General features: G+C 39.0%; 20 protein-coding genes and 1 riboswitch. Of the genes, 15 read left to right on the top strand and 5 right to left on the bottom strand.

The window, feature by feature from the left end:
- Nucleotides 1-11: 11 nt before the first annotated feature.
- The 10 genes from M5A78_RS22970 (at nt 12) to M5A78_RS22925 (ending at nt 11,081) form a co-directional block, all read left to right on the top strand.
- Nucleotides 12-656 carry a PspA/IM30 family protein gene (locus tag M5A78_RS22970; RefSeq protein WP_248737614.1) on the top strand — a complete coding sequence of 215 codons (645 nt, stop codon included), beginning with the start codon at nt 12-14 and terminating at the stop codon, nt 654-656.
- A 108-nt stretch (nt 657-764) separates the two neighbouring features.
- Nucleotides 765-1,499, top strand: a complete 735-nt coding sequence (gene liaF, locus M5A78_RS22965; protein ID WP_248737613.1) for a cell wall-active antibiotics response protein LiaF — start codon at nt 765-767, stop codon at nt 1,497-1,499.
- On the top strand, nt 1,496-2,542 hold the full coding sequence (locus M5A78_RS22960) for a sensor histidine kinase (RefSeq protein ID WP_248737612.1): 1,047 nt from the start codon (nt 1,496-1,498) through the stop codon (nt 2,540-2,542). The genes liaF and M5A78_RS22960 overlap by 4 nt, the downstream gene beginning before the upstream one ends.
- Nucleotides 2,535-3,167 carry a response regulator gene (locus M5A78_RS22955; RefSeq protein ID WP_248737611.1) on the top strand — a complete coding sequence of 211 codons (633 nt, stop codon included), beginning with the start codon at nt 2,535-2,537 and terminating at the stop codon, nt 3,165-3,167. Before M5A78_RS22960 ends, M5A78_RS22955 begins: the two co-directional genes overlap by 8 nt.
- Nucleotides 3,168-3,317: 150 nt before the next feature.
- The gene (gene efeO / locus M5A78_RS22950) at nt 3,318-4,166 is read left to right on the top strand and encodes an iron uptake system protein EfeO (RefSeq protein WP_248737610.1); all 849 of its coding nucleotides are present in this window, start codon (nt 3,318-3,320) and stop codon (nt 4,164-4,166) included.
- Nucleotide 4,167: 1 nt separating this feature from the next.
- Nucleotides 4,168-5,448, top strand: a complete 1,281-nt coding sequence (gene efeB, locus M5A78_RS22945) for an iron uptake transporter deferrochelatase/peroxidase subunit (RefSeq protein WP_248737609.1) — start codon at nt 4,168-4,170, stop codon at nt 5,446-5,448.
- A 30-nt stretch (nt 5,449-5,478) separates the two neighbouring features.
- Nucleotides 5,479-7,254 (top strand): FTR1 family iron permease, encoded by a 1,776-nt coding sequence (locus M5A78_RS22940; protein ID WP_248737608.1) that lies wholly within the window; start codon nt 5,479-5,481, stop codon nt 7,252-7,254.
- 98 nt (nt 7,255-7,352) lie between these two features.
- Complete coding sequence (locus M5A78_RS22935; RefSeq protein ID WP_248737607.1) at nt 7,353-8,684, top strand: polysaccharide biosynthesis protein; 1,332 nt, start codon at nt 7,353-7,355, stop codon at nt 8,682-8,684.
- Nucleotides 8,685-8,782: 98 nt separating this feature from the next.
- On the top strand, nt 8,783-9,301 hold the full coding sequence (locus tag M5A78_RS22930; RefSeq protein WP_248737606.1) for an RNA polymerase sigma factor: 519 nt from the start codon (nt 8,783-8,785) through the stop codon (nt 9,299-9,301).
- Nucleotides 9,302-9,341: 40 nt separating this feature from the next.
- Nucleotides 9,342-11,081 (top strand): aromatic amino acid hydroxylase, encoded by a 1,740-nt coding sequence (locus tag M5A78_RS22925; protein WP_248737605.1) that lies wholly within the window; start codon nt 9,342-9,344, stop codon nt 11,079-11,081.
- Between the two features lie 36 nt (nt 11,082-11,117).
- Here M5A78_RS22925 and M5A78_RS22920 read toward each other — a convergent pair whose 3' ends face one another.
- The 4 genes from M5A78_RS22920 to M5A78_RS22905 all read right to left on the bottom strand — a co-directional run bounded on the left by M5A78_RS22920 (nt 11,118) and on the right by M5A78_RS22905 (nt 15,320).
- Nucleotides 11,118-11,753, bottom strand: a complete 636-nt coding sequence (locus tag M5A78_RS22920; RefSeq protein ID WP_248737604.1) for a Bax inhibitor-1/YccA family protein — start codon at nt 11,751-11,753, stop codon at nt 11,118-11,120.
- Nucleotides 11,754-11,802: 49 nt separating this feature from the next.
- Nucleotides 11,803-12,192: a large-conductance mechanosensitive channel protein MscL gene (gene mscL, locus M5A78_RS22915; protein WP_248737603.1), complete on the bottom strand. Its 390-nt coding sequence runs from the start codon at nt 12,190-12,192 to the stop codon at nt 11,803-11,805.
- A gap of 151 nt (nt 12,193-12,343) precedes the next feature.
- Entirely contained in the window at nt 12,344-13,576 is a 1,233-nt protein-coding gene (locus tag M5A78_RS22910; protein ID WP_248737602.1) for an aminopeptidase, read from the bottom strand.
- A gap of 478 nt (nt 13,577-14,054) precedes the next feature.
- The gene (locus M5A78_RS22905) at nt 14,055-15,320 is read right to left on the bottom strand and encodes an MDR family MFS transporter (protein WP_248737601.1); all 1,266 of its coding nucleotides are present in this window, start codon (nt 15,318-15,320) and stop codon (nt 14,055-14,057) included.
- A 239-nt stretch (nt 15,321-15,559) separates the two neighbouring features.
- Between M5A78_RS22905 and M5A78_RS22900 the strand changes: the two genes are divergently transcribed.
- Together M5A78_RS22900 and hutH are read left to right on the top strand one after the other, a co-directional pair.
- Nucleotides 15,560-17,749: a DNA topoisomerase III gene (locus M5A78_RS22900; protein WP_248737600.1), complete on the top strand. Its 2,190-nt coding sequence runs from the start codon at nt 15,560-15,562 to the stop codon at nt 17,747-17,749.
- Between the two features lie 417 nt (nt 17,750-18,166).
- On the top strand, nt 18,167-19,690 hold the full coding sequence (gene hutH, locus M5A78_RS22895; RefSeq protein ID WP_248737599.1) for a histidine ammonia-lyase: 1,524 nt from the start codon (nt 18,167-18,169) through the stop codon (nt 19,688-19,690).
- A gap of 43 nt (nt 19,691-19,733) precedes the next feature.
- Here hutH and M5A78_RS22890 read toward each other — a convergent pair whose 3' ends face one another.
- Nucleotides 19,734-19,892 (bottom strand): hypothetical protein, encoded by a 159-nt coding sequence (locus M5A78_RS22890; RefSeq protein WP_248737598.1) that lies wholly within the window; start codon nt 19,890-19,892, stop codon nt 19,734-19,736.
- Between the two features lie 142 nt (nt 19,893-20,034).
- On the opposite strand from M5A78_RS22890, the gene M5A78_RS22885 reads away from it, so the two are divergent.
- From M5A78_RS22885 to M5A78_RS22875, 3 genes are all read left to right on the top strand, one after another.
- Entirely contained in the window at nt 20,035-20,409 is a 375-nt protein-coding gene (locus tag M5A78_RS22885) for a DnaJ family domain-containing protein (RefSeq protein WP_248737597.1), read from the top strand.
- Between the two features lie 488 nt (nt 20,410-20,897).
- Nucleotides 20,898-21,875 carry a carbohydrate kinase family protein gene (locus M5A78_RS22880; protein WP_248737596.1) on the top strand — a complete coding sequence of 326 codons (978 nt, stop codon included), beginning with the start codon at nt 20,898-20,900 and terminating at the stop codon, nt 21,873-21,875.
- A gap of 265 nt (nt 21,876-22,140) precedes the next feature.
- Nucleotides 22,141-22,232, top strand: a riboswitch (cyclic di-GMP riboswitch).
- Between the two features lie 30 nt (nt 22,233-22,262).
- A complete protein-coding gene (locus M5A78_RS22875; RefSeq protein ID WP_248737595.1) occupies nt 22,263-22,394 on the top strand; it encodes an anti-repressor SinI family protein in 132 nt (43 codons plus the stop codon).
- Nucleotides 22,395-22,598 lie beyond the last annotated feature (204 nt).

The following is a 22,598-nucleotide window of genomic DNA, read 5'->3' as shown; positions in this document are numbered from 1 at the left end:
AGAGAATAACGATGACAAACTTATTTACAAGAATCAAAAACACGATTACGGCCGATTTACACGAGGCTCTTGATCAAAAAGAAAAACAAAATCCAATTGCCCTACTGAACCAATACCTTCGCCAGTGTGAACAGGAAACAGAAAAGGTTAGAAAGCTGTTAGAGCGTCAATATACGTTGAAGGATGAATTTACTAGAGAATACCACCAAGCCAGCGAATTAGCTGACAAAAGGAAATACCAGGCGGAAATTGCTACGAAAGCAGGAGAAACTGAGCTAAACCAATTTGCGTCAGCTGAGTATCAACAATATGCGGACCGTGCACAGCGCCTAAGTGCTTCACTTGAACAAGTAAAAGAGCAGCTAAGTGAATTAGAAAGAAAATATGAAGAAATGAAGCACAAGCTTAAAGACATGCAGCTTCGCCGGATGGAACTAATGGGGCGCGAAAATGTAACACGCGCCAACGTTCGCATCAACCAGGTGCTCGATTCCAATACTTACTCAGATAAATCTTACTCAAAGTTTAAAGACATTGAAAACTATCTTGACCGCTTAGAGCACCAAATGAACAGTTCTTTCTACCGAAGTACCATCGATGCTCGGGTAGCGCAATTAGAAAAAGACATGAAATTGGAAGAAAGCAAGTCCATTTAAATTCAAAACATGGTATTCTAAAGAAGGCGTAGTGTTTCTGCGCCTTTTACCTATCCAATAGTATTCATGCAAAATATTCCAAATTACATAAAAAGGGAGGGTGGGCCAATGTTTAAAAATACCAAAACTGATTATATAGGATGGCTGGTCTTTATCGGTCTAGTTATCCTACTATTGGAGATTTTCTTTTTCAACCCTGGGCTTATATTCTCTCTTTTTATTTCTGGCGGGATGATTTATCTTGGTCGTAAAATGTCTGGAAAAAAGATGGGGAAAATCCTTTTCTTCGGGGGAATCATCTTTTTTATTATTAGCATTTTAAATATGATGACATTTAAGTTTTTATTGTTAGCCATTTTACTGCACTTTTTTATCCAGTTTTTAAATTCTAAAAAGAATCCGAGTAAAATTACACCAAATATCAATAAACCTGGACCAATCCAGCAAGAAGAGACAATGGTTCAAACGAAGCCACTGTTTGAAAATATTTTCCTAGGACAGCAAAAAACTCCTTTTGGTGTTTATGAGTGGAATGATGTAAACATTCAGACTGGAATTGGCGATACCACTATCGATCTTAGTTACACGATGCTGCCAGAAGGGGAAACAGTGATATTTATTCGCAATATCATTGGTAATATTCAAATTCTTGTGCCATATGAAATTGATGTTAGTATCCACCATTCATGTGTGGTAGGTTCGACAACGGTATTCGGTAATCATAATTCGAAAATATTCAATCAAGTTTTTCACCTAAAAACACCAGGCTATGAAAAGTCCGAGCACAAAGTAAAAATCTTTACATCGCTCGCCGTGGGGAATTTAGAGGTGAGCCGGATATGAGCACAACCCAGCGACAAATTGTCTGGAGTCTCACCTTTTCCTTTCTCATCGCAATCATTGTTGGGGCCGTTTTTATTTTTGTCTTCCCGATAACATGGTCGGAGTTATGGAATCGCCATTTCATGGATATTCCGATTGTCATTTTTGTTCCTGTCTTTAGCATTGCGATAGGGATTTTACTTGGAGGGGTTTCAGGTCTTTTCTGGCGAAAACAGTTCCTAGCGATTGAGCACTCTCTGCACCAATTAGAGGAAGGCAGACAAACAGAAGTGAAAGGGAAGCCAGCGATTACAGAAATGCAAACCATTGCCGAGCGGATTGAGAAAATTGGGAAACAGATGTCGGAGCAGGTAAAGCTTTCACAACGATTAGCAACCGAAAAAGTTGAAGACCAGGAAGCGAGAATTCAGGAGATTATTGAACAGGAACGGAACCGTCTCGCCCGTGAATTGCATGATTCTGTCAGTCAGCAATTATTTGCGGCATCAATGATGATGTCAGCCATCAATGAAACAAAGGAACAGACCGAAAATGACAGGGAGGCAAAGCAATTGAAGCTGGTTGAAGAGATGATTCACCAATCACAGCTTGAAATGCGTGCACTTCTTTTACACTTGCGACCTGTTGCCTTAAAGAATAAAACCCTCCAAGAAGGAATCGAGGAGCTATTAATCGAATTATCTCAAAAGGTAACAATGGATATAAACTGGAAAGTGGAAGCATTTCCGTTAGATAAAGGGATAGAGGATCATCTATTCCGGATTCTGCAAGAATCTGTATCGAACACTTTAAGACATTCAAAGGCAAATAAGCTAGAGGTTTTGATGGTCAAACGAGATGACCTTGTCATTTTAAGAATTGTCGATGATGGAGTTGGCTTTGAAGTAAACGAAATGAAGGCTGGTTCTTACGGTATGCAAAATATGCATGAGCGAGCTGTTGAAGTGGGCGGCACGTTAAAGGTAATTAGTGTGAAAAATAAAGGAACAAGGCTAGAAGTGAAAGTTCCGGTAATGATTAATGGAGATGGTGCCAATGATTAGGGTAGTATTTGTTGATGACCATGAAATGGTGAGAATTGGGGTTTCTTCCTATTTATCGGCGCAGCCGGATATTGAGGTTGTTGGGGAAGCGGATAATGGAAAAAAAGGTGTGGAACTTGCACTTGAACTCCGCCCAGATATCATTTTAATGGACTTGGTAATGAAAGAGATGGACGGGATTGAAGCGACAAAACAAATAATCGACGCGTGGCCTGAAGCAAAGGTGATTATTGTAACAAGCTTCTTGGATGATGAAAAAGTGTATCCTGCACTTGAAGCCGGGGCAACCAGCTATATGCTGAAGACCTCGAAGGCTGGTGAGATCGCCAATGCCGTCCGAGCTACATACCATGGCCAATCTGTTCTTGAACCTGAAGTAACCGGAAAAATGATGGTAAAAATGCGTCAAAAACACACACATCTGCCACATGAAGACCTTACGAGCCGAGAACTGGAAATATTACTGCTAATGGCGGAGGGCAAAACCAATCAGGATATAGCTGATGATTTATTTATCGCACTGAAGACCGTCAAAACCCATGTTAGTAATATTTTAAGCAAGCTTAGCGTCCAAGACCGAACCCAAGCGGTCATTTATGCTTTTAAGCATTCGTTAATAAAATGAACCTCAGAAAAGGCTGTCCAAAAAGTATTTTGGATAGCCTTTTTTATTTTTTTATAAAAAAAATCAAAAATACAATTGAAAATACTTCTCAATTATTGGTATGATATAAATGAAAATGATTATCATTATTATTCGGAGGTATACATAAATATGAAATTAATAAAACTATCTGGAATTTTATTATTATCTAGTAGCCTACTATTTGGATGTGCCAATACGGATACAACTTCCACAACAGAAAAAGAAAAAGCAACAAAGAATGTTGCAGCCGATGCTCTAAAAGGGGTAACGGATGAATACCGTAAGTATGCAATCGGAGAAATTGAGGAATTTGTAAAAGCAACGGAAGTATTTACGACAGCCGTTAAAAACGGTGATATCGATAAAGCTAAAGCACTATATGCACCAGCAAGAATGCACTATGAACGAGCAGAGCCAATTGCCGAAGTATTTGGAGACCTTGACCCTAAGATTGATGCACGTGAAGGGGATGTTCCGGAAGTAGAATGGGGCGGCTATCACCGAATTGAAAAAGGATTATGGGACGAAACCACAACAAAGGGATATGAACAGTATGCGGAGCAGCTGATGAAGGATGTGAATCTCCTTCGGGCTAAGGTAGATACCGTTGAAGTCACCCCGGATATGTTAATTACGGGAGCAGTCGACCTCTTAAATGAAGTATCCACTTCAAAAGTGACTGGGGAAGAGGATCGTTATTCCCATACCGATTTATATGATTTTGTCGCGAATGTCCAGGGAGCAGAAAAGATTTATCAGCTATTAAACCCAGCATTAAAGGAAAAAGATGCGGAGCTTTCCAAGGAAATTGGAGCCCGCTTTGATGAAGTTTATAGCTTGTTAAACAAGCATAAAAAAGAGGACGGCTATAAATCTTATACTGATTTGTCAAAAGAAGAAGTTAAAGAGTTAAGCCAAGCTATTGATGCACTAGCTGAACCGCTTTCTCAAATAGGAATTGTAACGGAGGCGTCCTAAGATGGCGAAGAATGAAAGCAACTCAGATTCTCAAGGAACGATTTCACGAAGGGATATGTTAAAAACAGCCGGAGTTGGCGGCATAGGAGTGCTTATTGGTGCTTCAGGTTTAGGTGGCTTGATGTCTATAACGGAAAGTAAGGCATCCAGCACAGGGGCCAAGGAGGTTGTTTCGTATTACGGAAAACATCAAGCCGGAATTACTACAAAAACGCAAAATAATGTTTACTTCATCGCATTAGATGTGACAACTTCCAAAAAAGAAGACTTAGTGAAGCTATTTAAAGAGTGGACATTGGCGGCAGCCTTGATGTCAGAGGGTAAGCCTGTTGGAGAGCTTTCCAGTAATGAATTTCTTCCACCAAAGGATACGGGGGAAGCTGCTGGCCTTTCAGCTTCCAATTTAACGATTACCTTTGGTGTTGGACCAAGTCTTTTTGTTAAGGACAATCAAGACCGTTTTGGTTTAAAACAAAAACAGCCGAAAGAATTAGCCGATCTTCCTAAATTTCCGCTTGATGCCTTGGAAGAGGAATGGTCGGGAGGAGACCTGTGTATTCAAGCTTGTGCAGATGATTTACAGGTGGCTTTTCATGCAGTAAGAAACCTGATTCGAATCGCAAGGGGCAAGGCTATTTTGAAATGGGCACAACCAGGGTTTCAGCGGACAAAGCATGCTGATGCAAAAGAAGGTACGCCAAGAAACTTGTTTGGCTTTAAGGATGGAACGGTAAATCCTGATGTAAAAAACGAAAACCAGGTAAATGAGCAGGTCTGGGTTCAGCCTGGTGATGGCCCAAACTGGCTGGCAGGTGGAAGTTATTTAGTGGTACGAAGAATCCAAATGTTTATCGAAGTCTGGGATCGTACTAATTTAAAGGAACAGGAAGCTACCTTTGGCCGATATCGTGACAGCGGGGCAGCACTTGGACAAAAAGATGAATTTGAAAAACTTGATTTGAAACATAAACATGCAAATGGCAGCTATTCAATCCCTGGTGATTCTCATACACGATTATCGCATGGCAATGGTTCTGAGCAAATTCTCCGCAGGGCCTTTTCTTACTCCAATGGAATGGATCCGAAAACAGGGAGCTTTGATGCGGGGTTACTCTTCTTATGTTTCCAGCGGACGCCAAGTAAGCAATTTATTCCGATTCAAAAGAGACTTTCGGAAATGGATAAGCTGAATGAGTATACTTCACATCGCGGCAGTGCGATGTTTGCATGTTTACCAGGAACAAAACAGGGCGGTTTTATAGGAGAGACACTTTTTAACTAGTGTTTTTCCTTTCATAGAGGAGAGAGACAAATGCAACGAATGATTAAGATTGGGAAGCCATTTATTTTAATGATCACGTTTTTCGTTTTGTTACAAACAGTTCAGCCAGTAGCTGCAGCAGAAAATCATGATGAGCTTTTCGTCCTTATTGGCGATAGTTTAATGAAAGCAAAGGATGGGGAACAGACCATTGTAGCGAAAAACATGGAACAGTTTGCAAACGAATGGAAGTCAATAAAGAAAGCTGATAGTAAACAGGCAACTAAGGTTGACAAGCAACTAAAAGAGGTTCAAAGATTATTAGCCAAAGATAATATAGAAAAAGAGGCACTATCAAAAAGTCTTTCCTCCCTTTCAAGTGCAGTTGTGCTGTATGACAAAGAACAAAACCCCGCAGATAAAGCAAAAGGCAAGGAGCAAGTAAAGCAACTAATTCCATCAATCAACCATTTTAAGGAATCGCTTAATAAAGAAAATGATGCGGGTTTAAAGGCTCAATATCAAAAATTGCTGAATCAATGGACTGCTTCGGAAAAAATAGTCCATGATGAAAGTATTGCTTCATATGGAAACATTGAAAAATACATGGCACTGATTCGCATTGCTATTACACAGGAACCGGCAGATTTGGAAAAGGCCAAGCAAAACATAGACCAATTGACAGTTGAGGTAGAAAACTATTTGGCTGGAAATGGTTCGAAACATCTCAAAGGGGACTATTCGCTAACCAACCTATCCACATTGTTAAGCAAAGCAGAAAAGCAAATTTCACAAAAGGATTACAAAAGTGCGAGTGATCAATTAAATGAAATCCTAACAATATGGCCAATGGTAGAAGGGGATGTTCAAACCAGGGATAGCAAGCTTTATAGTGAAATTGAAACAAAGATTCCAACCGCTATTAGTCTCTTAAATTCAAAAAATGTGAAGGCCGAGAAAGCTAGCGCCATTGTTAATGAAATAAGCTCAAGGCTCGCTCCATTAATGAGTAAAACCAATTATTCTTTATGGGATGCAGCGCTTATTTTATTACGGGAAGGATTAGAAGGTTTATTAATTGTCGTGACATTAATTGCCTTTTTGAAAAAAATGGGCCAATCGTCAAGACAAAAGTGGATTTGGTTTGGGGTAGTCGCAGGAATCATCGCCAGTGCCATTCTTGCTATTATCATTAACATTGTATTTTCACAAATCGTGGCAGCTTCAAGCAGAGAATATATCGAGGGATTAGTCGGTGTTATCGCGGTAGTGATGATGCTGACAATAGGGGCGTGGCTTCATAATAAGTCAAGTATCGTTCAGTGGAATAAATACATTAATCAGCAAATGCAACAGGCAATTGCCAAAGGAAGCCTCTTCTCCTTTAGCTTGATAAGTTTTCTTTCTGTCTTCCGTGAAGGGGCGGAAACGATTATCTTCTATGCTGGTATTACCCCCTATATTAGTTTAATGCAGCTGGTTCTTGGTATTATATTAGCGATTATCATTTTAGTCATCGTTGGTTTTGTCATCATTCATTACAGTGTAAAAATACCGATTCGCTTATTTTTTAAAGCTGCGACGATATTAATTTACTTTTTGTCATTTAAGATTCTTGGCATCAGTATACATGCCTTGCAGATTTCAAAAATGATTTCGACCTCTACGGTTGATGCTTTTCCATTTATTGACTGGCTCGGGCTATATCCAACTTGGGAAACCTCGCTTGCCCAATTACTATTACTAGCGGTGATTGGTTTCATGACCTTCTTAGTAAAAAAACACGATGGAAAACAGATCAGCACGACAAAGGTGGAAAAGGGCTAATGCAGCCCTTTTTTTCGTTGGATGAAAATTTTCCCTACTATTCACGGTACTTGTCTCATAGATTAATAAAAGTGAGAGAGGAAAGAGGGAATTAGAAAGTGGCTATTTACTACAGAGGGATGTTCTTTTTAGCGGCGTCTGCTTTTTTAGGGGAAGGTATTGAAATCCTGGTGAATATGATCCTAGCAAGGGAGTTGGGATCCCACGGTTTAGGGCTATATATGTCCATTTTGCCAACGATATTTTTGATTGTCTTGTTATCGAGCTTTGAGCTGCAAGTGTCGATTTCTAAATTCATTGCCGAAAGAGAGGAACGTTATCACCGGAATATTCTCTATCATGCGATTTCGATTACGATTATTTTTACGTGCGGCCTATTTTTATTAGCCACCTTGATAATTCCGTTTATTCCGGTTTTCAATACGTATCATCCCTATGTTAGATGGTTCGTCATGATTCTTATTCCCGTCATTTCGTTTACTTCTGTTGCCAGAGGGTATTTCATGGGGAAGCAGCAGATGGGGAAAATTGCGGTATCCAACTTTTTAAGGAAAGTTATTCAGCTTGGGGGCTTGTTTGTCTTGTTTCGCTTCTTTGCCTTCGATGCAGAGGAAGCATTGTTAATCGCCATTGGCACATTGATTGGCAGTGAAATTGTCGTGTTCCTTTATTTAATCTACATGTTTATCATTCAATTTCAACAGTTAAAGCGGCAGCCATTTTCCAATATGAATCGGAAGGTCGTTCGGAAGAATTTAATGGCGGTATCCATTCCAACAACAGGTTTGCGCTTGTTTTCAGCGTTCACGGGTGCGATTCAGCCCTTCATTATTAAGGCGGCTTTGGTACACTCTGGAATGACCGGTGTACTTGCAACCGAGCAATTTGGGATGCTGATGGGAGTAGCTATATCAATTGGCTTCTTCCCGGCATTTATTGCCCACTCGTTAATGATTGTCCTCATTCCAGCCGTGTCGAAAACCTATTCTCAAAAGGATTATCCAACCTTGCAAAAAATGCTTCAGCAGGTAATGAGGCTAACCCTTGTATATGGCATCGCAGCCGTCACCCTTTTCTACTTCTTTGCACCTGAACTAACGTCGTTATTTTTTAAAACCGGAACATCGGCTGTTTTCCTCCAATTACTATGGCCATTTTTCTTATTTCACTTTTTTATCATGCCGATGCAGGCTTTTTTGATCGGCCTTGACTTGATAAAGGAGGCATTTATTCATATCATTTGGTCGACTATCATCTCTTTTTCGCTCATCCTCTGGCTTGGTTCCTCACCGGACTGGAGAATGAATGGCATTATTATTGGGATGAATACTGGCTCGGTTTTATTAGCGCTTATGCATTATTTAACGATTTGTAAGAAGATTGGTGTTTCCCTTTTTATGAAAGGCATGATTCAAAAAGCAACGGAGTGATCAGGAATAAAAAAATGCTTGGAGAGTGTAGGGGATGAGCAAGTCCTTTCCGTCTATTAATATGAAGATTATTTTTACAGAAGGGAAGGATAATTAAAATGCGTGAAGGATTTACTCAATCATTTGAAGAATTAGTGAATGAATATGGAACTTCCATTTTTAAATATATTTTTTCGTTAGTCAAACACAAAGAACTTGCGGAGGATCTTTATCAGGAAGTTTTACTATCTGCCTATTTAGCATATCCTTCAATAAAGGAGCAAAGTAAATACAAAAGCTGGCTTTATACGGTTGCCGTTAATAAATGCCGAGATTATTGGCGGAAAGAAAATAAGTCAAAGCATTTTTGGAAAGAAGGGGTTTATTCGTATTCAGTATCGTTTGAACCCTCTTCCATTCCTGAAGAGGAAGTCCTACATAAATTTTCTGCGGAACAAATGGCTGAAAAGGTTAACCTATTACCCGAAATATATCGCTATCCTATTTATCTTTATTACTATCAGGATTTAACTCTAGTTGAAATCGCGAAACAAAGCGATCTGCCAATGTCGACGGTAAAAACAAGAATGAAACGGGCAAAGGATCGGCTGCGTCCGAAAATGCTGTCACTAGCTTGATGCTCCATCTTCAATATTTTTTGAAAAGGGGAAGATTCAGATGACTGGAAAAGTAACAAAAAGGGCCATGGCACATTTACAGCCATTTATTTCGAAGCAATATTACCATCACTATACGCCAATCGACCATGCCGTTTGGCGGTTCGTCATGAAGCAAAATCATTATTTCTTGAAAAAGATTGCCCATCCTGCTTACGTCAATGGTTTAGTAGATTCAGGAATTAAAACCGAATCAATTCCGAAAGTAGATGACATGAATACGAGTTTAGCAAAAGTCGGCTGGGGGGCTGTGACCATTGATGGGTTAATCCCGGGCTCTGCCTTTTATGGTTTTTTAGCTAATCGCATTTTACCGATAGCAACGGAAATAAGGAAAATCCAAAATATTGCCTATACACCTGCACCTGATATGATCCATGAGGCAGCAGGACACGCTCCAATATTATTAGATGAATCGTACCGTGAATTTGTTAGGAAAATTGGCGAAATGGGTGCCAAGGCGATTTCTAGTAAGGAAAAGTTGGACGTATTTAAAGCGGTCCGCCATTTAACGATTGTTGCTGAGGATCCACATTCGACTCAAGTGCAGGTGAAAGAGGCAGAAAGGCAAGTGGCTGAAGCGCGAAAGAAGGTTAAAGGTTTATCAGAAGCCGATCAAGTGTCACGGCTATTTTGGTGGACAGTGGAATATGGGTTAATTGGCGAGCTGGAAAGTCCGAAAATTTATGGGGCCGGTTTACTTTCGTCGGTAGGAGAAAGCCAAAGCTGCTTAGCGGATGATGTCAAGAAAATTCCTTTTTCCGTTGAAGAGTGCGTGATGACACCATATGATATTACCAAGCCACAGCCGCAATTATTTGTTTGTAAAAACTTTGAGGAATTAGTAGCGGCCATCGATCAATTTGCCTCTACCATGGCGTTTCGAAAAGGCGGAACGGAAAGTCTTGATAAAGCACTACATTCTGATAGTCTAGCAACTATGGTATTTTCTTCTAATTTGCAAGTAACCGGCACATTAGCTGCAATTGTAAAGGATGGAAACGGGGAAGCTATTTATTTCCGTACAAAAGGTCCGACGGCATTAGCAATCGAAAATAAGCAATTGCCGGGGCACGGTAGAGAAACCCATCGTAAGGGATTTGGAACGCCAATAGGGGGATTAGAAGGTAATATTATTCTAGAAGATTGCTCAAAAGATCAATTACGAGATTTAGGGATTATCGAAGGAAAGCTTGTCCATTTAAACTTCCAAAGTGGGGTTAAGGTTAAGGGAATCGTTACTAGCGTTATGCTGTCTGAGGAAAAGCCAATCATCATCTCGTTTAAGGACTGCCTAGTGACATACAGAGATCAGGTCCTTTTTGATCCGTCTTGGGGGACGTATGATATGGCAGTTGGTGCAGGCATTACTTCTGTATATGCTGGTGCTGCAGATCCAGATGCCTATTTTGAGTTCGAGCCAACCGATGAAGTAGAGAATATATCAGTACAGCAGAGTTGGAATGAATTAGAGAATCTTTACGAAGAAATACGCAACTTGCGCGAGGGCTCTGAATGGAATGAACATAGTTTATTCCAAGTTAATGATGTTTTAGCCGTTTTAGAAGACCAATATCCTAGTGAATGGTTATTACGGCTGGAAATAATAGAGCTTTATCAGATGCATGATGAAAATAGTCCTAATCTCGCTCTTCTCGTAGAGAGGCTGCAGAACACTGACTGGGAACCTTCTGTTAAACAAATGATTCAACGCGGGTTAACCTTAATTCATAACAGTTGAAAAAAAGGAGCTTGGAAATCCAAGCTCCCTTTATTATTAGTCTTTACTTGAAAGAATCCCTAAAATACGAAGGATACTAATGAATAGGTTTATGAAATCTAAATATAAGTTTAATGCCATCAATGGAACTTCTTCTGCTCTTACACCGTGGTGTTTCATTCGGTTAAAATCAAAGAGAACATAACCACTAAAAACCAAGACACCGATAAAGGAATAAGCAAGCATGGCTGTTGAGCCTAATGGGGAGAAAATATTAAATATTGAAATCGCCACTAATGCAAGTAACGCCGCAAGCAGGAATCCACCTAAAAAGGAGAAGTTCCTTTTTGATTTTGTTGCGTAAATAGCTACGCCTGTAAAGACAACTGTGGTACTGGCAAATGCCATGACAACTACATTTCCACCTACAGTAGTTAAATAGTGATTTACGATTGGGAACATGGTAATTCCAGAGATAAAGGTAAAAATATAAAGAAATGAATAAGAAATAGCTTTTTTCCGTCTAAAAAGGAAAGCAGACATAATCATAACAAATTCGAGAATTGCTAATGGCATAAATAAACCTTGTGGTACAAAGACTCCAGCCATTGTGCCTAGGAAGGCAATCGCCAAGGAAAGAGCAAACGTCCGTAGGACTGATGGTAAAAATTCAGTAGATGTTTGTGTATACAATTTATTCACCTCAAAAATATTTTCTTATTAAAGATATACGAAGAAGTGGTCAAGATGTTTCATTTTTTCTTAAAATATCTTTATCTTCTTTTAATAAATCCCGTATTTCAGCTAAAAGCTCTTCACTACGATCCACTTTCGCAACCACTGGTGCTGGTTCCTGTTTCTTTTTAAAACGATTAAGAAACTTCACAAAGAGGAAAATGGAAAAAGAGATAATAAAGAAATCGACAACAGTTTGAATAAACTGGCCATATTTTAAATCTCCATAGGCAAGATCACTAAAATCTGCTACCCCGATTACCAATCCAACCAACGGCATAATTACATCGGCGACAAGCGAAGAAACAATTTTTCCAAATGCCCCGCCAATAATGACCCCAACTGCTAAATCAATAACATTGCCTTTCATGGCAAATTGTTTAAATTCATTCCACATGAATAATTACCTCCAATCCACTATCTTAATAATACATTGTATCGTTTCTATTTTTTACTACGCAACAAAATAAATTTTCCATATATTTTTTGCAAATATTACACCACAACAGAAGAGCAGGCGGCTGCACCTGCTCTTCTGTTGAGTTATCTTAAAAAGCCCAATTCCCTGCTCTAAATACAGGTTCACTTTTTCCATCAGCGGTAATTCCATCGATGTTCATTTCGGCGGAACCAATCATGAAATCAACGTGGGTAATACTTTCATTCAATCCTTTTTCCTTTAGTTCATCAGAGGACATTTTCTTGCCGCCTTCAATACAGAAAGCATAAGCACTTCCGATGGCTAAATGATTGGAGGCATTTTCATCAAACAAAGTGTTAAAGAAAAGAATATTAGACTGTGAAATAGGTGAGTCAAAAGGAACAAGTGCGACTTCACCAAGATAATGAGAGCCCTCATCTGTTTCGACAAGACGCTTCAATATATCTTCGCCTTCCTCTGCTTTTACCCCAACAATTTTTCCATTTTCAAAGGTAATTGAAAAGCGGTCGATGATATTGCCGCCGTAGCTTAATGGCTTCGTGCTGGCAACTGTTCCATTGACACCCGTTCTTAATGGCACGGTGAAAACTTCCTCAGTCGGCATGTTGGCCATAAACTCAATGCCTTGTTCATTGGTACTGCCAGCACCCACCCAAAGATGTTTTTCCGGAAGCTCAATCGTTAAGTCAGTACCAGGAGCTGTATAATGAAGTTTCTGGTAGCTCTTTTCATTTAAATAACGGACCTTCTCATGAAGGGTTTCATCATGGTTTTTCCAAGCTTCCACGGGATTTTCAACATCTACACGCGTCGCTTTAAAAATCGCTTCCCAAAGTTTGTTTACTTGGTTTTCTACCGGCTCGTCAGGAAATACTTTACTAGCCCAGGCTGGTGCTGCGGCTGCAATCACAGTCCAGCTTACTTTATCCGATTGTATTGCTTTCCGATATTTTGCTAATGCTTTTCCAGCTGCCTTATTGAAGTTGGAAATCCGTTCAGGATCCACACCTTTTAATAAATCAGGGCTAGACGATACAACTGACATAAAGGCAGCTCCTTTTTCTGCAAGGTCTTCTGTTTCTTTAGCACGCCAAATTGGATATTCTTGAAAAGCCTCATCGGGTGCTAAATCGTACTTTGTTCTGTTGACGGTATCATCGTTCCAGTTGACGATGACATTTTGTGCACCAGTTTCATATGCTTTTTTGACAATTAAACGAACAAATTCAGCTGCATCTATAGTTGCGTTAACCACTAATGTTTGACCCTTCTGAACATTGACACCGACCTTGACGGCGAGTTCAGCATATTTCTCGATGTTTTTTTGAAATTCATTCATATGTATATCTCCTTTTTTCAGAATCTTCCTATATATTGTATCGTTTTTAAACGGAAAAAGAAACTGCAAGCTACTGATGGATAGTATGCTTAAAAAAGTCCACAAAAAAACAGTAAAGATAGTTTATCTCTACTGCAACTTGCTACCATATACTTTTATATTAAAATAAACACCTGCGGAAAAGATAACGAGAAATGTAATCATTCCTGACAATGAAGTTGGAGCCATGAATTGCGATAATTCCATTGATTCCACCGCCTTTAGATTATTAAACCTTTACACACTAATTATAATACTTAAAGACCTAAATGTGAACAATTTAGTACAATTATTTATTGAATTATTTAAATTTTTTGAAAATATTTTTTAAAATTAATTAAAGAAAAAAGCACCAAACGGGTGCTTTTTTCATAGTATTAGAATTTATATATTGAACTTTGAAAATTGTCCAGCGCAAGCGCCCTTGCGCTTTTCTAACCTAAACAACTATTTTTTGTTTTTCAAATGTATGAAACATCATCCAATATAATCCCGCACTGACAAGGGCGAGAATGGAGAGGGCAAAAAATGTCCATCCATAGCCAATCCAATTTGTCATAGGGATGGAAAGTGGTGCGATGGTCCGAGCGATTGTAAAGCGCAAGCTAGCGGCAGCAAAATATTGTCCCCTCATGTGTTCAGGTGCGAGTTTGGACACAAAGCTTTGCTGTAGCCCAGCACCCATTAATTCTGCAAACGTAAAAACAACCATTGCAAACATGAATCCCCAAATCCACTGGGTTTGACTAAAAAGGATAATCGAAATAGCATAGACGACCGAGGAGAGAACAAATACGTTTCTCTCATAATATTTTCCCATCCACTTCGTTACAACAACAGTCATTAGGGCAACAAGGAAGCCATTTTCAGCAAGGACAATCCCAAATGCTTGCTCACCTTTAACGGCAAATGACCAACTTCCAATGGTAAAAAGGTTTTGTTGCTTAACCACTTCCTTAATGTAAACAGGAAATAATAAATCCAATTGCATAAATGTCTGCCCAGCTAAAACGCCGGCAAGAATAAATAATAGGAAGGTTTTATCCTTCACAATGAGCGCATAATCCTTCAGTTGATTTTGTAAAAAGTAATACCATTTACCGTTACGGGAATGAGATGTATTTTGATGAATAGGAGCCGTTTCTCGTGTCCATTTTGCTAGAATCAGTCCTAATAACATACAAACCACTGCGGCTATAAGCAGGAGCTGAAAGCGATAGTGAACATAAAAAATGGCTCCTAAAATGGGTCCAATCACCACAGCAATATTGATGGACGTATAAAAAATCGCAAACACGCTGTTTCGATCCTTTTCCTTCACCACATCAGCCACCATTGCCTGGCTCGCAGGCCAGTAAAACGAACCGAAAACACCGGCAAACGTAAAGGATACAAACCCTACCCATGGAGACTGAAACCACGGTGAGCTGGCGATGGCAAAGGCTAAGAAGGAAAGCCCCTGACCAAATGAGGAAAGAACCATCATCCGTTTTCGGCCGAAACGATCGGCACAATATCCGCCCATCAAATTCGCAAATACTGAAAATAACTGTGAAAAAACTAATAATAATCCTGCTTTATTTTTACCAAATTCATCTGCAAAATAAATCGCCAGGAAGGGAAAAAACATCCAATACGTAATGTTCATCATTGCTTCCCCAAACAAGCGAACCTTTAAATTTGAATCCCAGTCTCTAATCCTCATGTCATAACTCCGTTTCTCCCTCATTAACCATTACATCATACTATCTTTAATGAGAAAATTACAATAATTATAATTAGGATTCTCAACTTCCAACCTAGTTATGGAGAATAATTGAAGTACTACCAAGCATATGGTTCGTTACATTAGATAAAGAAGCAGGAGAAAGGCTCTTAATAACTGAATCCATTAGGTAGGTATGCTATATTTAACTTATGGAAATTTGAAAGGATGTTTAACATATGGCAAAAAGTGTTGTAATTGCTGAAAAACCTTCTGTCGCACGTGATATTGCACGTGTGCTGAATTGTAATAAAAAAGGAAATGGATATCTTGAAGGCGATAAATATATCGTTACGTGGGCACTAGGACATCTAGTCACACTTGCTGACCCAGAAAGTTACGATGTGAAATATAAAACATGGAATTTAGAAGATCTACCTATGCTACCTGAGCGATTAAAATTGACAGTCATTAAGCAGACTGGAAAACAATTTAATGCTGTTAAAAGTCAACTGACTAGAAATGATGTCAAGGAAATAATCGTGGCTACAGACGCAGGGAGAGAGGGGGAATTAGTCGCACGTTGGATTATTGATAAGGTAAAAGTCAGTAAACCTATTAAACGTCTATGGATCTCATCTGTTACTGATAAAGCGATTAAAGACGGCTTTGCAAACTTGAAGTCTGGCAAATCTTATGACAATTTATATGCTTCAGCTGTCGCACGTTCAGAAGCTGACTGGTATATCGGTCTAAATGCAACACGTGCATTAACAACCAGGTTCAATGCCCAACTAAACTGTGGTCGTGTACAAACACCTACTGTTGCAATGATTGCAGCACGTGAGAACGAAATCAAAAACTTTAAAGCACAAACATATTATGGCATCGAAGCCCAAACAACAGACAAACTAAAGTTGACTTGGCAAGATGCGAAAGGTAACGGTCGTAGCTTTGATAAAGAGAAAATCGATACGATTGTGAAAAAGCTAGGCAAACAAAATGCCATTGTAACGGAAATTGAGAAAAAGCCTAAGAAGTCTTTTTCACCAGGTCTTTATGACTTAACAGAACTACAACGCGATGCGAATAAAATCTTTGGTTACTCAGCAAAGGAAACGTTAAACATTATGCAAAAGCTGTATGAGCAACATAAAGTTCTAACGTATCCTCGTACTGATTCACGTTTCATCTCTTCAGACATTGTCGGAACGCTGCCAGAACGCTTGAAAGCATGTGGAGTGGGGGAATATCGTTCGTTAGCTAATAAGGTCTTAAACAAGCCGATAAAAATTTCTAAAGCATTTGTTGATGACAGTAAAGTATCAGATCACCATGCCATTATTCCAACAGAAAGCTATGTAAACTTCTCAGCCTTCACCGATAAAGAGCGCAAGATATATGATTTAGTAGTAAAACGATTTTTAGCGGTATTATTCCCAGCATTCGAGTACGAGCAATTAACGCTTCGTGCGAAAATCGGTGATGAGAACTTCGTTGCTAGAGGAAAAACCATTTTATCGGTTGGTTGGAAAGAAGTATATGAAAATCGCTTTGAAGATGACGATGCAACTGACGATCTGAAAGAACAGATTTTACCTCGCATCGAAAAAGGCGATACCTTAAACGTGAAACTAATCGCACAAACATCAGGTCAAACAACTCCACCTGCACGCTTTAATGAGGCGACATTACTTACGGCAATGGAAAACCCAACGAAGTATATGGACACACAAAATAAGCAGCTTGCAGACACGTTAAAATCGACTGGTGGACTAGGTACTGTTGCTACACGTGCTGATATAATTGAAAAGCTATTCAATACATTCTTAATCGAAAAGCTCGGCAAAGACATTCATCTTACTTCTAAAGGAAGTCAATTGTTGGATTTAGTTCCTGAAGAGCTAAAATCTCCTACTTTGACAGCTGAGTGGGAACAAAAGCTTGATCAAATTGCACATGGCAAGTTGAAAAAAGAAGTGTTTATCAGTGAAATGAAAAAATACACAAAAGAAATCGTTGCTGAAATTAAAGCAAGTGGTAAAAAATATAAGCACGACAATATTTCCACAAAAACTTGTCCAGACTGTGGAAAACCAATGCTTGAAGTGAACGGAAAAAAAGGTAAAATGCTCGTGTGCCAAGATCGTGAATGTGGACATCGTAAAAATGTCGCACGCGTCACAAATGCCCGCTGCCCACAATGCCATAAAAAACTTGAGCTACGTGGTGAAGGTGATGGCCAAATCTTCACATGTAAATGTGGATATCGTGAAAAATTATCTGCTTTCCAAGCACGCCGCAATAAAGAATCTGGTGGTAAAGTGGATAAACGTACTGTACAAAAGTATTTGAAAAACCAGAATAAAGATGAGGAACCTGTGAATAATGCGTTTGCAGATGCATTAAAAGGGTTGAAGTTTGATTAACAACATACTTAAGGGGCTATTCATCAAGATATTCAATCTTGATGAATAGCCCCTTTTTTCTCGTTATCGTTGGGAGAAGCGCGAAGTACACTAGCCGCTGGGGGAAGAGGTGGACGAAGAAAAACTAATTGTCATAATTGGGAAGAACCATTATCCTTTTATTTATTATCCTGCTAAAGTATTATCGTGGTAAAATTCAGAAAATTTAATTGACAGCAAAGGTTTTCTTCCCATACAATAATTATCAAGATGAAAGTTTATAGAATAGTTGAATGGAATGATAACTTATGAGGCATCTCCCAAAGACAGTTCAATATTCCGTAGTTTTTATAAAAGAGGCTGGACTCCAAATCTAATCGGATAAGGAATCCAGCCTCTTACTTTATTGTGATAAAGTGGTAGAGGAGAGGGATAAATATGATCACGCTGACGGGTGGAAGTTTAACTTTAGAGCAAATGAAAGATATTTTGTATCGTAACCAAAAGGTCAACGCTTCTGAAAAGAGTATGGAGGCTGTCTTGAAGAGCCGCGAAGCAGTGGAGAGAATCGTTTCAGAATCAAAAGTAGTTTATGGAATTACAACGGGCTTTGGAAAATTCAGTGATGTTCTGATTGATAAGGATCATGTTCAAGACTTGCAGCTAAACTTAATTCGCTCCCATGCATGTGGGGTGGGAGAACCGTTTCCAGAGGTTGTGGCTAAAGCTATGGTTCTACTAAGGGCGAACGCACTTTTAAAGGGCTACTCAGGAATAAGACCGCTTGTCATTGAAAAGTTAATTGATTTAGTAAATAAAGACATTATCCCTGTCATTCCGCAGCAAGGTTCTCTTGGTGCAAGTGGTGACTTGGCGCCGCTATCCCACCTAGCTTTGGTTTTAATCGGTGAAGGCGAGGTATTTTACAAAGGAACACGCATGGAATCTCTTGATGCGCTTCAGAAAGAAGGAATTTTACCAGTAACCTTGGAAGCGAAGGAAGGACTTGCCCTTATTAATGGTACACAGGCGATGACGGCAATGGGTGTTGTTGGATATCTTGAAGCAGAACAACTGGCCCATGAAAGTGAGCTCATCGCTTCGATGACTATTGAAGGATTAAATGGAATCATTGATGCCTTTGCAGAAGAAGTGCATATTGCCAGGGGCTATCAACAACAAATTGATACTGCGGCACGAATTCGTCAGTATTTAAGCGACAGCTTGCTTACAACCCAGCAAGGGGAACTAAGGGTTCAGGATGCTTATTCACTCCGCTGTATCCCTCAGGTTCATGGTGCTTCTTGGCAGGCGCTGGATTATGTGAAAGAAAAATTAGAGATAGAAATGAATGCAGCAACAGATAATCCCTTAATTTTTGAAGATGGTGAAAAAGTAATCTCTGGCGGGAACTTCCATGGACAACCAATTGCTTTCGCGATGGACTTTATGAAAATTGCAGTGGCGGAGTTGGCGAATATCTCGGAAAGACGGATTGAACGATTAGTCAATCCTCAATTAAATGACTTACCACCATTTTTAAGCCCTGAACCAGGCCTGCAGTCGGGAGCCATGATTATGCAATATGCAGCAGCTGCATTGGTTTCAGAGAATAAAACGCTCGCCCATCCAGCAAGTGTTGATTCGATTCCGTCATCGGCTAATCAGGAGGACCATGTCAGCATGGGAACGATTGCTTCGAGACATGCCTATCAAATTATCCAGAATGCAAGACGAGTTCTCGCCATTGAGTTGATTTGTGCGATGCAGGCAGTTGAGATTCGCGGGGTAGATAAGATGGCAACTCATACCAAAGGATTCTATGAAAAAGGACGCGAACAAGTACTTTCTATTAAACAAGATCGTGTTTTTTCCACAGATATTGAAAAAGCAGCCGAGTGGTTAAAAACAATTGAGTTTTCTCCATTCATTAGAAGTTTGAGTATGGAAAAAGGACAATAATAAGAAACACCATTGAAAAAAGGCGTGGAAAATCTCACGCCTTTTATTCTTCTTCTTCTACCCTATTTTTAAATGCTTCTCGGACGACGAGGAACTCTTCATCCCCAATCGCTTCTTTTGTATGTTTTTCTGTTAAGTTGTTTTTAGGGAAATTCCCAGGATGGTTTTTCTTTTTATGGTTAAAATCTTCTCCACGTGCCATACTCAACACTCCTTTCTTCTATGCAGGTAGCATTCCCGATTATCACAAAAATCATTACAATTGCTTCCAAATTCTGATTTTATCATTAGTAAAGACTTGTTATAATTATGTTAGTGATTATGGTAAATAGGAGGCGGTAAAAATGGATTTGTTTCATATTGTCTCAGAAAACCGTATTAAAAAGGGCTACAAGGACGGGGAGTTCGACAATCTTGCAGGTTTTGGGCAACCATTGCAGCTGGAGGATTTGTCTGGAATTCCTGAAGAATTGCGAATGGCCTATAAATTATTGAAAAATGCCGGATACACTCAGGATGAGGGACGACTCAGGCAGGAAATGATGTCCATAGGGGATTTAATTAGCAAATGTGATGACAGTAGTGAAAAGGAAAATCTCCAAAAACAGTTTAACGAAAAACTACTGCGGTTTAATCAGTTGATGTCAAAACGTGGAGTAAAAACGAATTCCGCGATGTTTAAAAACTATGAACAAAAGGTGCAAAAGAAGTTAAAATAACAAAAAAAGCTGTGCGAGTTGAGAATCTATAAAAGATTACTTTTCGCCAGCTTTTTTTTCTACTTTATCTGGTTTGCACATCCGATCTAAGAGAAAACCGGCAAAGACCATAAACGCAATGGGAATTGAATAATTTAACACATGAATAAAAGTCATTGTCCTACATCACCACCATTATTATTTAGAATATTAATAATATTAAGTATATTTATATGTTGTTTACATTATATGCTATTTGTCACAAATTAGACAAATTTATTCGTTATAATAAATAAAAAAGATTTCCAGATTTAATAACAATCCTCCATACAAAGCGGATTCGAGCAGCCCTATTTGATCAAAATAGATGATTTTGGTTTAATCCTCTCCAATCCTTACAATATTCTCTAAGAGGATTTTGACAATTTTTATCGTAATAGTTATATAAGCATGGATATTATTGCAATCCTGACTTACTTTAATACGACTCAGAGGAGTGAGCGCGAAATATGAACAAACAGGAAGCAATAATTTTAGAAGAGAAGAAGGTTCTCTGTATCGGTGGTGCCAATGTAGACCGAAAAATACAGGCGTTAAAACATTTAGAGTATGGTACATCAAATCCTGCCTTAAGCTTGAAATCAAGAGGCGGAGTAGCAAGAAATGTCGCGGAAAACTCAGGTCGTCTTGGACTTAAAACCGCTTTATTAGCAATTATTGGAGCCGACTCTGAAGGAGAATGGCTGCTGCAAAACACAAAAAATTTCGTAGATTTAAATCTTACTGAACTCATTCACGGGAAATCAACAGGGACCTATACAGCTGTGCTTGATATAGATGGAAAAATGGCTGTAGCCCTCGCAGACATGGCTATTTACGATGAAGTTGACGAATTCTTTTTTGAGAAAAACCTATCTCATATTCAAAACGCAAAAATGATATTACTAGACACGAATTTTCCTGCCAAAGTGATCAATAAGGTAATTAATAGCTGTAAAAATACCGGAGTACCTATTTGTGTTGCCACTGTGTCAGCACCTAAAACCGCTAAATTGCCAGCGTCACTTGAAGGTGTAACATGGCTGATAGCTAATCATAAAGAAGCTGAGGCTCTTGCAAAATTAGAAATTAATTCAGAAGGAGATTTCTATAGAGCAGCAGAAGTAATTTTGAAAAAGGGTGTTGAAAGGGTTGTTATTACCAGGGAGGAGCAAGGATTAATTTATTTTACTAATCAGGGTGATGCAGGGGCATTAGTTCCCCCATGTGTTCCGATAATGGATGTAACGGGTGCAGATGATGCCCTGATTGCAGGAATATTATTTGGGTATTTAAACGGCCTCAGCACGGAAGATTCCTGTAAAATTGGCCTTTCCTGTTCATTAATTACACTCCAGACGAGCGAAACAGTAAACCCCGATTTAAACCAACAAAAACTACTTGAAACATTTCAAATCTACTTTAGTAAAGGAATTAGCTATCCATAATAAAGAAGGCGGAGGAAGTTGTTCCTAGTATTTCCTCCCCCTTTTCTACAGTGCATATCCGTAATAGTAAAGAATATGGCGATTTTTGTAAAAAAACAGAGTAAAATGCAAGAAAAAGAAGTGTGAAAATTAGAAAAAAATGACAAAATATAACACTTTGTTAAAAAAGGACTAGATATAATAAACATATCATTAAAGATTATGTAGATAGTCCTAGTCGGAAGTGGATAAAAAGGTACATTGTGGATCCAATCGTTGGTTTAGAATCAGAAAAAGGCAAACCTGTTGAAAAACAGTGACGCAAAGCCGAGGGTCTAAGGCAAGTGTTGAGCTTGTTAGGATGGCCGGGCTACCTGAAATACGAAATGTATTTTTGGGGTGAGAATAATGGTTATTACAGAAAGTGAAGTGGATGTTATCGATCATGAATGGATGGCACTCATACTAGAAGCAAAAGAACTTGGGCTATCAATAGAAGAAGTACGTGATTTCTTTAGTAAGCAAGAGGGGAAAAGCTAACCAAGAAGAATAAATAACAGGACTACATAAAAGTAAAAAAAGCATTCTGCAAAAATTTATTTTTTGTAGAATGCTTTTCTTCATTGTATAGGAAATTATAAAATAATTTAGTGTTGATAACTTGAAATAGTTATCTGAATCCAGCTCCAGCGCCCAGCGGCTAGTGGACTTCGCTCTTTTCCCTACGATAAGTCAACATCGAAT

Origin of the sequence: Neobacillus rhizosphaerae, assembly GCF_937468385.1 — a bacterium.
GTDB lineage: Bacteria > Bacillota > Bacilli > Bacillales > Cytobacillaceae > Neobacillus > Neobacillus rhizosphaerae.
The sequence above is the reverse complement of the archived record's forward strand: the minus strand, read 5'-3'. Positions and strand labels throughout refer to the sequence as shown.